Raw genomic sequence first — 12,849 nt, 5'->3', positions numbered from 1 at the left:
CCGCTATTTCGGAGGTTAGGAATCCCTTGCTTCTATATTCCTGATTGCAATCTTTAGCATGAATGCTATAGCATCCATGCTTCGACTACATTTTGCAAGCTCTGTTATGTCAAACAGAACTATTTAAATTGTATACCCTTAATTGATTCAATTCTTATCAATTTTTGAATTCCTGATTTTTCAACTTCTAACAGCAGCCAGTCCTCATCCACATCCTTAAGTATACAGTCTTTTGATAATATCTCATAATCCGTTGCATTATTTTCCAGGTTAATTCTCCCATGCTTTCCTATATTCTTCTCAATAATCTCTTTTAAAGAGGTTTTTTCTATATCAAGCATACCATTATCTTTTAGAATACGCTCTAACTTGTCAACTTGTGATTTTAAATTCATACACCAGGTAAATGCAATGATTCCAAAAATAAAACCTAAATATTCCATATACTACCTCCTCTCCTTTACAAACTTAATAGAGAGTATTGATGATACCGGCAAAAGCTTAGTTTCTGTTTTCTTGCCCTTTGTATATTCAACATTAATCCATTGACCATCAAAGTCTACTATTGTGCAGTCTGTATTTGCCAGATCATAATCCACCTCGTTAGTATAAAAACTTAAACGGACACTTTTACCTTTTAATCCATACAAAAGACGGGTGATGACATTGCCGCCTTCTTTTTTTGTCTCTGTCTTGTCATAATTGTCTTTTAAAAGGTAGTCACAGCTTACCCCTAAAATTTCAGCTAAATAAACAACCTTATCCATCTCCGGACAAGATTGATCTGATTCCCATCTCGAAATTGATTGTCTGGTTACAGACATTAATTCTGCCAGCTGCTCCTGTGTCATATTTTTTGCTTTTCTGGCATCTGCTATCTTATTACCTAAACCCATATAGCACCTCCGTGTTTTTTATGTACTTCTAAAGTATATCAAAATACTATAAATACTCAATCAAGTTTTGGTTTCTTAATGTTACATTACAGTTGCATTCCATGTTACATAATACTTTTTCCCAATATTTCTTCTATAATAGTATCAAAAAAGAGGCTATGCTTCTTAATAAAAAAACATAGACTCTTATCCTCCTAACTGATGGAAGTATTTATAAAACATAAATATTGTATTAAGTTTTCTCGTTTATTATTCCTTTTTCCAACGCTTAAGAGTTGGTAGTAAAGCCACCATTTCTTTTCTTGCTTCTTCTTCACCAATTGCTTTTCCTAAAACAGGTACAATCATCTCAATCAATTCTTCCATAGATAGATTGGGATCAGTGAATTTTCCGTCTTTATAACAGTTTGTGCAGTAAATGCTTATACTTCCATCTGGTTCAGTTGTCATGAAATGTGCATGTTCATCGTTAAATGGTAAACCACAACTTTGACACATTGATTCTTTTGCCATTTTATCATCCCTTTCGTATAAATATATAAATACTTAATAAATAGTTCGCCTTAGGACACACTTTTATTATAAATTAAAAGATATATTAATTATTATACCCAAAATAACCGGAAACTAAAGGTTGGCTTAAGAGGCGTAGAACTTTATTACCTTACTGTATTCTTTCATAATGTTTTTCAAAATATCTACATGCTTAAAATCGTTGTGATATAAAACGTTAATTTCTCGAATCATGCTTAGATTCTCAATAGGTAATACTGTTATTTTGCCTTTCTTAAGCTCATTCAGACAAACACTGCGGGAGAGTATTGAGACGCCTATATCTCGTCTTATCAGGTCTTTGATAGTTGCTATATTATCTACTTCTAAAATAACATTGAATTCATCAAGTGACATGTTATTACTTTCCAAGTGTGCTGTAAAAAGGTTCCTGGTACCCGATGATGGTCTGCGAAGAATTAATGGTTGTTTTTTCAACTCATTGATGGTTACCATGCTTTTTTTTGCCAGAGGATGATTATTCGATACAACCAATACCAAAGAATCGGTATCAAGTAAAAGAGAATTAATACTGTCATCTTGCATTTTTCCCTCTACAACAGCCAGATCCACCTCATAGTTCTTAAGCATATCATAAAGATTACTTATAGAGTCAGTAATAATCGTTATACTGGTACCGGGATTTTTAGCACTATATTTTCCTAACACTTCTGCCACAGCATTACTCTCAGCAGTATGGGTAATCCCAACGGTAAACCGTCTTATATTACGTTGTTCGTCTATAATACTTTGTTCCATGTTCTGATATAAAGCAATAATCCGCCGGGCATATCTAATTACGATATTCCCTTCATTTGTGGGCTTTATTTCATTTCCAACACGGTTAAAAATTTTAATATTTAATTCCTTTTCCAATTGTTTTATATGTTGAGTTACGGCTGGCTGCGTCAAAGAAAGATGTTCTGCCGCATGTGTGTAGCTATTAAATTCAACTACCGCTAATAAGGTGTAAAGCTTAGAATCAATCATTTTGTCCATCTCCAATTATAATGATTTGTTATGACATCCTAATAAATAATAAATTTACTTTATGCAATTTGTGATTATAATGATAGCATAAGTCAAGAGAGGAGGCAAGGATAATGCGACAAAAGCTTTTATTTATTTGGCATATTCTAATCTTTAATGTTATTAAGCCCCTTCCGTGTTCGTCCCGATACTTTAACAAGCACTTTCGCTTATTAAGGCAAAATACTGTTAAATATGGATTCTCATCCCACTATATACAGATTGTTAGGGTTGGAAAAGAACAGTTTGGTTGGTTAGGTGTAATTGTAGTAAATATTGCACTTTTGCTTTTTTGTATACCAATCAGCATTTCAGCGGATTGGTTAATCCATATTACACATTTGCTTTCGATTAGAGTAATAATCAATGTAATACTTCTTTTGATGATGTTAAGTAAATTTGATATCCTTTATTTTCGTGACAGTCGAAATTATTTAAAACTTCTTTACATTTTTAGCTGTCTGATATCATCATCATATTGGACTTTGACATGTGTGTTTTTAGCCGCATTTGAAAATATTGTATTTTAGAGGAGAGTTAATCAATGAAAAATATTTTAAGTCAATTAAATGACACAACAATTGTTCTATTATCGTTATCAGTAATTTTGCTTGCCGGATTTCTGCTTACACGTATTACAAAACTGGCAAAGCTGCCTAACGTAACCGGTTATATTATTGCCGGTGTCTTAATCGGCCCCTATGTTTTAAATCTGGTTCCTTCTGACATAGTTAAAAATATGGGATTTGTCAGCGATATTGCTTTAGCCTTTATCGCATTTGGTGTGGGGCGTTTTTTTAAAAAAGAGGCTTTTCAGGAAACCGGATTTGGTATCATTGTGATTACTTTACTGGAATCTTTACTGGCCGGAATACTTGTTACCATATGTATGCATTATATATTCCGTTTGGATTGGAACTTTTGCCTGCTTTTAGGAGCTATTGCAACAGCAACGGCACCTGCAAGCACTATGGTTACCATCCGCCAATATCATGCACGTGGGAACTTTGTTAATACCTTATTGCAGGTGGTGGCACTGGATGACGCTGTATGTCTTGTTGCATTTAGCATCGCTACTGCCGTTATCAATGCCAATACCGGGGCAAGTGTTTCTGTTTCTGAAATAGTCCTTCCTTTAGCTTATAATATAGGGGCATTGGCAATTGGCTTTGTAAGTGGAATTGGACTAAGTAAACTTATGACCTCGAAACGGAGTGAAGATAACCGGCTGATATTAACAATTTCACTTCTTTTGGGCATTGCAGGTCTATGTGCCGCAGTGGATATATCTCCTTTACTATCTTGTATGCTATTTAGCACCACATATATCAACATGACAAAAGACAAGGAGTTATATAAGCAGGTTGAAAAATTCACTCCCCCTATTTTATCAATCTTTTTTGTATTATCGGGAATGAGTTTGGATATTAACTCCTTTAACACTTTAGGGATAATAGGTGCATCATATTTTATAATTCGGATTGCCGGAAAATATCTTGGTGCTTATCTGGGTTGTAGGATGGCTAAAACTCCAAAAGCTGTACGAAATTATTTAGGGTTAGCCCTGATCCCTCAAGCCGGGGTTGCAATTGGCCTTGCTTTTTTAGGCAAAAGAGTTTTACCTGATGCCATGGGTAATATGCTGTTGACAATAATATTATCCTCTTCGGTTTTATACGAGTTAATTGGGCCTGCATGTGCTAAGATTGCACTGATCTATTCTGGTTCAATAAAAAAAGAGAAACTGACCATTAGTGACGATAAAGCTAAGCTAACAGTTGATGAAACACAGGAAGAAGATCTAAATGTACTTCAGAGAAGTTCATGATCACTATGACTTTTTAAGAGTGCACAATTATATTTTCTCTACACGATTCCAAAGCTTTCTATAAATTTCGATGCAAGAGGAGAAATATATCTATCCTTTACCCATATGGCAGCTATCTTAGTTTTCAGCTTTTCATTTTCTATCTCTTTGTAAAGCAAATTACTATTAGCTGCAAGTTCAAATGCAGATTTGGGGACAATAGCTATTCCAGCCCCTGCATTTGCCCATAAAAGTGCGGTTCGTGCATCGTCACATTTACAGAATATCTGCGGTTCGAAACCATACTCCATACAAGTCTCACAAATTAGTTGTTCAAACCTGCGGTAAATGATTAATGGCTTATTTTTTAGTGCACTGACTGATATAGAATACTTAGCTGGTTCCCAATAGTATTCCCTTGGTATCGCTGCTATCATAGGTTCAGTCTTTGCATATTTACACTCAAAATTTAAAGCATTAAAGGGCGTTCTTACAATGCCCACCTCAATAATACCTTTATTCAATAAATCAATAAGTGTAAAAGTATTACCCTCATATATCTCAAATTCAATTCCAGAATACTCCTTGTGAAACTCTAACACACTTTCATTTAGAAGTGTTGCTCCTGAGGAGGAAACCGTACCTATAGATAAGGTTCCTTGTAATCCTTTGCTGAAATCCTTGACTTCTTTTACTGCTGAATTGGTTAGCTCTAAAATTTGACGTGCTCTGTTCATAAGTATTTTTCCCGTATCCGTTAGCTTCAGGTGCCGTGAGCCCCTCTCTACAAGCTTCACCCCAAGTTCTTCTTCCAGCAGCTTGAGCTGTTGACTTAATGGCGGCTGTGCCATATTAAGTTTTTTAGCAGCAGAAGTTATCTGTCCTTCTTCTGCAATTGTAAGAAAATATTTTAATTGTTTAATATCCATAAAAGCCTCCAATAATTATTATCTATATGATTTTCATATATTACGTATACGAAACAGATATTATTCATATGGAAGTTCGTATGCTATAATCATAGCCGGAGATATGAAAATATGCAATATATTTCTAAAATTATAAATTGGAGGTTGATATATTTGTTCAAACTTGCAGTCTTTTTAAAACCATACAAAAAAGAATGTATAATTGGTCCGGCTTTTAAACTGCTGGAGGCAACTTTTGAGTTACTGCTGCCCACAATTATGGCACTTATCATTAACAATGGAGTTGATAAACGTAACATAGAATATGTACTTAAAATGGGCGGGGTTATGCTTCTGATGGCAATACTGGGTTTTTGTTGCTCCATGATATGCCAGTATTATGCGGCCCGGGCTTCACAGGGGTTCGGTACCACCTTGAGAAATACCATTTTCAAACATATATCCACTCTTTCCTATGCGGAAATAGATACATTAGGTACACCATCCCTTATAAATCGAATTACAAATGACGTAAATCAACTTCAACTAGCGGTAGCCATGCTGATACGTCTCGTCATACGGGCACCATTTATATGTATCGGTGCTATTATCATGTCCATGATAATGGACTTTCGGTTATCATTGATTTTTTTAGCTGCTACCCCTGTTTTTGCTGTTATATTGTACCTTGTCATAAGTAAATCCTCACCTCTTTACCGTAAATATCAACAGAAGCTTGATAAAATCGCATTAATCTTGCGTGAGAATCTTTCCGGAGTAAGGGTAATCCGCGCATTTGCCAGGACTGAAAGCGAGAAGAAACGCTTTTATGCTGCCAATGATGATTTGACCCACACTGCAATTCATGTTGGTAAGGTATCTGCATTGCTTAATCCTATGACATCCTTTGTTATGAATGCTGCCATCATAGCTATATTATGGTTTGCCGGATTCCATATCAATGCAGGAAGGCTTTCCCAGGGGGAGATTATTGCATTTGTCAATTATATTACTCAAATACTGTTGGCGCTAATTGTTGTGTCCAATCTTGTGATTATATTCACCAAGGCAGTTACTTCTGCCAGCCGTATAAATGAAGTGTTGGCAGTAAGCACATCAATACAGGACAGCGAAAGTCAAGTTCAGCATGTTATTAGCGGCACCTCCCCATCCATTCAGTTTAATAGAGTGTCCTTTGCTTACAATAATACAGGTGATAAGGTCCTTGAGGATATTTCGGTCACTCTTGAACGTGGTGAGACCATTGGAATTATAGGTAGTACCGGATCCGGAAAGTCTACTTTTGTTAACCTTATTCCTAGATTCTATGATGTGACGGAAGGCAGTATCTTTGTAGACGGTATAAATGTTAAAGATTATCATCTTCACGAACTACGTAATAAAATCAGCATTGTACCTCAAAAAGCTGTGCTATTTACTGGGACCATAGCTGAAAATATACGTTGGGGAAAACAAAATGCAACAGATGAAGAAATTAAAGCAGCAGCCAAAATTGCACAGGCTGATGAATTTATTTCCAAACTGCCGGAGGGATATAACACTCAGGTATCTCGGGGTGGATTAAATTTTTCAGGCGGTCAAAAACAGCGTTTGACCATTGCCCGTGCTGTGGTTTCAAAGCCTGATATTCTGATATTGGATGATTCTTCAAGTGCATTGGACTTTGCCACCGATGCAAAACTTAGACGGGCAATTACTGAAAGCAGTAAAAATATGACGGTTCTTATTGTATCTCAAAGAGCAAGCACAATAAAGCAAGCTGACAAGATTATTGTATTTGATAACAGACATATTGCGGGTTTTGGTACACATAAGGAACTTATGAATAACTGTGAAGTATATAAAGAAATATGTCTATCACAGCTTTCAAATGAGGAGGCATCAAAATGAGCAAAGATACATTGACAAGAATTTCAAAATATATCAGTAAGTATAAATGCTATGTATACAGTTCATTTATAGCTGCCATTTTAAGTGTTGTTTCCAGCTTGATTGGACCGATGCTGATTGGTAAGTCTATTGACTATATGACTGGAATAGGAGCGGTAGACTTCGGAGCATTATTCAGGATTTTAATTATTCTCGCCATAGTATACGCCATTGGTAATCTATTTGTATGGCTTTTGACCTATTTAGCCAACCGGGTATCCTATCAAATTGTTAATGATATGCGTCATCAGCTTATTGATAAAATTAATACTTTACCCCTAAAATTTTATGACAACAATGCCCATGGCGATACAATAAGCTGTTTTATAAATGATATGGATGCAATTTCTGATGGAATGCTTCAAGTTATATCAATATTACTTACGGGTATTGTTACTATAATAGGTTCCGTAGCATTTATGTTGTATATAAGCCCAATTATGACAGTTGTTGTTCTAATATCTGCTCCGGCTTCCTTTCTGATGGCACGGTTTATTACCAAGCGTTCACAGCAAATGTTTAAGACTCAAGCAAAAAGTTTAGGTAAATTAAATGGCTATATTGAAGAAATTATTGACGGACAAAAAGTTGTTAAGGCTTTTAATTATGAAGAACGTTCTTATAAAGAGTTTGAGAAGATTAACAATATTTTATATAGTTCCGGTGTAAAATCTCAGTTCTATGGTTCATTATCCGGCCCAACTACCCGTCTTGTAAATAATATTACCTACATTGCCATAGGGGTGATAGGAAGTATTTTAGCTATTTCAGGCAAGCTATCAGTTGGTGATATATCAAGTTTTCTAATTTACTCAAGTCTGTTTGCAAAACCTTTTAACGAAATAACCGGAGTATTTACTCAGATACAATCTGCGGCTGCATCAGCACAGCGTATATTTTATATTCTTGATCTGCAGTCAGAAAAACCTGATGATAAGGAAAGCATTAGCATTAAAAATAGTCAAGGTGAAATTGACTTTAAAAATGTAAATTTCTCATACACCACCGACCATCCTCTGATTACTGATTTCAATCTGAACGTAGCGCCCGGAACCAGAATAGCCATAGTTGGTCAAACCGGTTCGGGTAAGACGACTCTCGTAAACTTACTTATGCGATTTTATGATGTTGATAGTGGTTCCATATCTGTGGATGGTATTGATATTAGGGATATCGCCCGTGATGATTTACGATGCAGCTTTGGGATGGTGCTGCAAGACACCTGGTTATTTTCAGGCAGCATACGTGATAATATTGCTTATAGTAAACCAGATGCAACAGATGAAGAAATTATTGCTGCGGCTAAATCTGCTGACGCTCACGGCTTTATAAAATGTTTACCTAAGGGTTACAGCACCCTTATTTCAGATGCTGGTGAAAATTTGTCTCAAGGGCAAAAACAGCTCCTTACCATTGCCAGAGTGATGCTTGTTGATCCGCCTATGCTTATTTTGGATGAAGCCACAAGTAACATAGATACCAGAACGGAAATACACATTCAAAAAGCATTTCTGAAAATGATCGAAGGCAGGACAAGTTTTGTTATAGCCCACAGGCTTTCAACAATACGGGAGGCAGATCTGATTTTGGTATTGGATAATGGTAATATTGTAGAGAGTGGAACTCATACTCAGCTATTAAATAATGGAAGTTATTATAAAAAACTATATAACAGTCAGTTCGCACCTGTTTAAATTATTGTAGTCCATATACCATGCTGAGTAGGGTTTAAGATGAGCGTCCATGTAGCATGAATTGAAAGGAGCATCTTTTCTATATACAAATAGAGTCATCAAAAATTCTTCGTTAGTTTATGCTGGGCTAAGGGGAATATGTGGATGGATCCTTGACTTAAATATAGTTTATTGTTAGAATACTAAAGCATAAAAAGAGAACAAATACAGTGTTTTGATGCCAAGACTACTTCCAAAGGAGACCAAATATGAATGAAAATAATAGACAAATAAGGTATCATCCATCTGTCAAAGAAGGACTTACAGCACAGCAGGTTGAAACCCGGATAGAACAGGGTTATGTAAATATAGCACAGGAAAAGATTACGAAAACCACCGGTCAAATCATCAAGGATAATGTTCTGACCCTTTTCAATGCCTACAATCTGGCAATCGGGATATGTCTGGCTTTGGTTGGCGCATACTCCAACATGTTCTTTATGGTGATTGTGACTATCAACGTGCTGATTGGCATTGTTCAGGAATTTCACGCCAAGAAGATGGTGGAGAACTTGTCCTTGCTAAGCGCCACTATGGCGTGGGTAGTACGGGATGGCAAAACCCAGAGAATTCCTGTGGAAGATTTGGTTTTGGATGACATATCCCTGTTGCAAAGGGGGAATCAGGTATGTGCAGATTCCATAGTTGTAGAGGGAGAGCTGGAAGTAAACGAATCCCTGCTTACCGGAGAAGCTGACCCTGTGTTCAAAAAACCTGGGGACAAGCTGCTCTCCGGCAGTTTTATTGTCAGCGGAAACGGATATGCCAAGGTCGAACATGTTGGCGCTGACAATTTTGTAGCAAGGCTGACTACAGGTGCTAAAAGGTACAAAAAAGCAAAATCCGAACTTTTGATGTCCATGCGGAAGGTAACGAAGTTTACCAGCTATTTCATAGTTCCCATTGGGGTTCTGTTGTTTGTTGAATCCTTTGTGATAAGGGGCGATTCCCTATATGATGCGGTAGTCTCTTCTTCTGCCAGTCTTTTGGGGATGCTGCCCAAAGGTTTGGTGCTGCTTATCAGCACATCCCTTGTGGTGGGCATTGTCAAATTGTCAAAGAAGCGGGTGCTTGTGCAGGACTTATATGCCCTGGAAACGCTGGCCCATGTGGATATCCTTTGCCTTGATAAGACCGGCACAATTACAGAGGGAAAAATGTGTGTTTCAGCCTTCCATGTTATTGACGATGAGTCATTATCAATCTCAGCAAGTCAGGCTATTTCCAGTTTTGTAGGGGCTTTGCAGGACAACAACGCTACTTTTGCTGCACTAAAAGAGTATTTTACTGAAGATTGTCCTATTAGGGCCCTCCATAGCATACCATTTTCCTCTGAACGGAAATGGAGCGCTGTCACTTTTGAGAATATAGGGACTCTTGTGGTAGGCGCCCCTGAAATGGTGCTAAAACATCATATGACTCTGCTGCCGTCAGAGGCTGTGGAAGCACAGAATGCCGGGCGACGCATCCTGTGCCTTGCCTACACAAAAGATCCCATTGTAGATACCATGCTGCCCGCCATGAAACTGATAGCGGTAATCGAGTTGGATGACCCCATTCGGAAAAACGCCAGGGAAACCCTTACTTTTTTCCACAAAGAGGGAGTGGACATCAAAATCATTTCTGGGGACAACCCTGCTACTGTTTCCGGTATTGCCAAGAAAGCAGGCTTGAAAAACTACGGTGATTATATTGATATGTCAAAGATACAAACGGAAACTGAGATAGCGGCGGCAGCTGAACAGTACAGTGTTTTCGGTAGAGTTACCCCCCAGCAGAAAAGCCAACTTGTCAAAGCTCTTCAGGCTAAAGGTCATACTGTAGGCATGACCGGCGATGGCGTGAACGATGTGCTGGCTCTTAAAGAAGCCGATTGCAGTATTGCTGTAGGAAACGGCAGTGACGCAGCCAGACAGGTAGCTAATCTTGTCCTGCTGGATTCGGATTTTACTGTGGTGCCGGATATGGTAATGGAGGGCCGCCGCGTTGTCAACAATGTTACACGGTTCGGCGGTGTCTTTTTAATTAAGACCATCTATTCCATGCTGTTGTCCATTCTGTCCTTATTTACCATGCAGGTATTTCCCTTTGTACCCATACAAGTCACTTTATATGATTTCGCGGTAGAAGCATACCCATCCTTCCTTCTGATGCTGGAGCCAGACAATAGCCCTATCCGGGGCAGATTTTTGCCCAATGTCATTAGCAGGGCCACTCCATATGCGATACTGGTATTTATTAATATAATACTGACGGCCATCATTTCGCCACTTGTCGGTGTCTCCGGCACGGCGGCTAATACGGTTATGTATTACATTACCAGCTTTGTTGGCCTATTGGCAGTCTTTAAGGCTTGCCGCCCCTTTAATTTGGTGCGTGCATTTATTTGTATCACTGCATTTTTCGGATTTTATATTGCAACCTTCCTGTTTGCCCGTATTTTGTATGTGGCTCCACTTTCTTTACCTGCCGTTCTACTCTTTGCCGGTCTTGCATTACTCTGTCCGGTAATCATACTTATCCTGTCAAAGGTGGTAGACCTGGTTTTTAAGTTTGAGCAGGATAAAAAGGTGCTGGTATCTGGAAACTAGTATATAGTGATTATGCCCATGGTGGGCACACAATGAAGAGGTGGGAAAATTCAAATAAATTTCCCCACCTCCATACTACAGCATACTGCTGACTTTCTAAAGTAATTTTTCTAATTTTGGTTATTGCAACTATTTCTGCAAGGAATATTCCAAATAAACAATACTGCTATTATACTGTTTTCCATCCCACTGGGAATAAGCAAGTTCTTCACCGGATGGGCTCCAGCAGGTATTTGCATTTCCGATATCCACCGCGATCTGAGTGGACTTGCTGGTTAACATATCATATATGTTCAAACTGCCAGCTCCAGTACCCCTTCCATCTCCCTTTATGCTGTAAGCAATCATCCGCTGATCAGGAGACCAGGATACTCCCCCAAGCTCAATCCCTTCGGCAATGGTTTTAATATTGTTTCCATCCCTGTCACAAAGTAATAGAATCTGTTTTGATCCGTTATACTGTAAAACCAGCATCTGATTTTCATCCGGAGAGGGATATACCCCAGAAACATTGGTCAGTCCAAGACTCACTATATCTTTATTAGACTGATTTAAAGCCATCAAAGTAGCATCATCGGCAGTGTTGTAGTAAACCGTATCTTTTATCTTCTCAATAATTAATACAGCTTTTTGATCCAATTCCTCAAAAGAAGTAATATGGCCTTCTGTAGTGGCAGAATAGGCACCATTCACATATCCGGCTCCCATAACGGTATCTTTATCAGCCCATTTAGCACTCCCTGCATTTCCTATAGGCTCACCTGAAATACTAAAACTTTTCAAGCTTTCAATATTAAGCATATAATAGGAAGGATCGCCCAGACTGTAGCCATAGTATAACAGGTTTTTCTTATCAGGTGATAGTTTTGCCCCTCCAAGGTTAAGTTCTTTCTGTTCTTTTAACAGCTTGTATTCCTTAGTATTAAGATTATACCGGTAAAGGCTTCTTGGATAAGAATCCGATAATTCTTCCAGACTCATTTTTCCCAGAGACTGATTTTCTTTTGAAACAATAAGGGTATCTGAATCCAGCCAATCAGAGATTTCCAGATTCTCATAGGAATCAATCCTGACTATGGAGACACCAGGATTACCTGCCTCATTGCCAGCATTATCAATAATTGTTATGGAACCTCCGGGTTCCTGCCTTGTTACTTTATCTTTTTTATTTTCCGCACTGCAGCCTGTTGTAGTTACTAATAAAATAAGAGCACATATTATTTTTATTATTTGTGTCTTCTTCATATAAATCACCTCCTTGAGATATAGATTATCAAGAATTTGTTTCCGCACAATATACAATTATAGATTTCCTGTAAACAATTGTATCTAAAATGTAAACATTAAATCAAATCCCATAAAACAAGTCTGTAAGCAGTTCTT

Annotated in this window: 10 protein-coding genes; 4 read left to right on the top strand and 6 right to left on the bottom strand. The window is 37.8% G+C overall.

Going from position 1 to position 12,849, the window contains the following annotated elements; all coding sequences use genetic code 11:
- Positions 1-119: 119 nt before the first annotated feature.
- From BM183_RS12820 to BM183_RS12805, 4 genes are all read right to left on the bottom strand, one after another.
- Positions 120-443 (bottom strand): hypothetical protein, encoded by a 324-nt coding sequence (locus BM183_RS12820; RefSeq protein WP_091687273.1) that lies wholly within the window; start codon positions 441-443, stop codon positions 120-122.
- Between the two features lie 3 nt (positions 444-446).
- A complete protein-coding gene (locus BM183_RS12815) occupies positions 447-896 on the bottom strand; it encodes a helix-turn-helix domain-containing protein (protein ID WP_091687272.1) in 450 nt (149 codons plus the stop codon).
- Between the two features lie 249 nt (positions 897-1,145).
- Positions 1,146-1,409 carry a zinc ribbon domain-containing protein gene (locus BM183_RS12810; protein WP_091687271.1) on the bottom strand — a complete coding sequence of 88 codons (264 nt, stop codon included), beginning with the start codon at positions 1,407-1,409 and terminating at the stop codon, positions 1,146-1,148.
- A 126-nt stretch (positions 1,410-1,535) separates the two neighbouring features.
- Complete coding sequence (locus tag BM183_RS12805; RefSeq protein ID WP_091687270.1) at positions 1,536-2,438, bottom strand: LysR family transcriptional regulator; 903 nt, start codon at positions 2,436-2,438, stop codon at positions 1,536-1,538.
- A 583-nt stretch (positions 2,439-3,021) separates the two neighbouring features.
- Between BM183_RS12805 and BM183_RS12795 the strand changes: the two genes are divergently transcribed.
- Positions 3,022-4,305: a cation:proton antiporter gene (locus BM183_RS12795; protein ID WP_091687268.1), complete on the top strand. Its 1,284-nt coding sequence runs from the start codon at positions 3,022-3,024 to the stop codon at positions 4,303-4,305.
- Between the two features lie 38 nt (positions 4,306-4,343).
- Here BM183_RS12795 and BM183_RS12790 read toward each other — a convergent pair whose 3' ends face one another.
- Positions 4,344-5,213: a LysR family transcriptional regulator gene (locus tag BM183_RS12790; protein WP_091687267.1), complete on the bottom strand. Its 870-nt coding sequence runs from the start codon at positions 5,211-5,213 to the stop codon at positions 4,344-4,346.
- 153 nt (positions 5,214-5,366) lie between these two features.
- Here BM183_RS12790 and BM183_RS12785 point away from each other — a divergent pair, with 153 nt between their 5' ends.
- The 3 genes from BM183_RS12785 to BM183_RS12775 all read left to right on the top strand — a co-directional run bounded on the left by BM183_RS12785 (position 5,367) and on the right by BM183_RS12775 (position 11,466).
- A complete protein-coding gene (locus BM183_RS12785) occupies positions 5,367-7,103 on the top strand; it encodes an ABC transporter ATP-binding protein (protein ID WP_091687266.1) in 1,737 nt (578 codons plus the stop codon).
- On the top strand, positions 7,100-8,836 hold the full coding sequence (locus BM183_RS12780; RefSeq protein ID WP_091687265.1) for an ABC transporter ATP-binding protein: 1,737 nt from the start codon (positions 7,100-7,102) through the stop codon (positions 8,834-8,836). The genes BM183_RS12785 and BM183_RS12780 overlap by 4 nt, the downstream gene beginning before the upstream one ends.
- A gap of 248 nt (positions 8,837-9,084) precedes the next feature.
- Positions 9,085-11,466: a cation-translocating P-type ATPase gene (locus BM183_RS12775; RefSeq protein WP_091687264.1), complete on the top strand. Its 2,382-nt coding sequence runs from the start codon at positions 9,085-9,087 to the stop codon at positions 11,464-11,466.
- Positions 11,467-11,595: 129 nt separating this feature from the next.
- Here the strand turns inward: BM183_RS12775 and BM183_RS12770 are convergent, their stop codons facing one another.
- On the bottom strand, positions 11,596-12,711 hold the full coding sequence (locus BM183_RS12770) for a hypothetical protein (protein ID WP_091687263.1): 1,116 nt from the start codon (positions 12,709-12,711) through the stop codon (positions 11,596-11,598).
- Positions 12,712-12,849 lie beyond the last annotated feature (138 nt).

The organism is Anaerocolumna aminovalerica, from assembly GCF_900115365.1.
GTDB classification, from domain to species: domain Bacteria; phylum Bacillota; class Clostridia; order Lachnospirales; family Lachnospiraceae; genus Anaerocolumna; species Anaerocolumna aminovalerica.
The sequence above is the reverse complement of the archived record's forward strand: the minus strand, read 5'-3'. Positions and strand labels throughout refer to the sequence as shown.

Coding starts and splice junctions, on each gene's coding strand:
- BM183_RS12795 (WP_091687268.1), top strand. CDS start 3,022: ATGAAAAATATTTTAAGTCAATTAAATGACACAACAATTGTTCTATTA.
- BM183_RS12815 (WP_091687272.1), bottom strand. CDS start 896: ATGGGTTTAGGTAATAAGATAGCAGATGCCAGAAAAGCAAAAAATATG.
- BM183_RS12820 (WP_091687273.1), bottom strand. CDS start 443: ATGGAATATTTAGGTTTTATTTTTGGAATCATTGCATTTACCTGGTGT.
- BM183_RS12775 (WP_091687264.1), top strand. CDS start 9,085: ATGAATGAAAATAATAGACAAATAAGGTATCATCCATCTGTCAAAGAA.
- BM183_RS12805 (WP_091687270.1), bottom strand. CDS start 2,438: ATGATTGATTCTAAGCTTTACACCTTATTAGCGGTAGTTGAATTTAAT.
- BM183_RS12810 (WP_091687271.1), bottom strand. CDS start 1,409: ATGGCAAAAGAATCAATGTGTCAAAGTTGTGGTTTACCATTTAACGAT.
- BM183_RS12780 (WP_091687265.1), top strand. CDS start 7,100: ATGAGCAAAGATACATTGACAAGAATTTCAAAATATATCAGTAAGTAT.
- BM183_RS12770 (WP_091687263.1), bottom strand. CDS start 12,711: ATGAAGAAGACACAAATAATAAAAATAATATGTGCTCTTATTTTATTA.
- BM183_RS12790 (WP_091687267.1), bottom strand. CDS start 5,213: ATGGATATTAAACAATTAAAATATTTTCTTACAATTGCAGAAGAAGGA.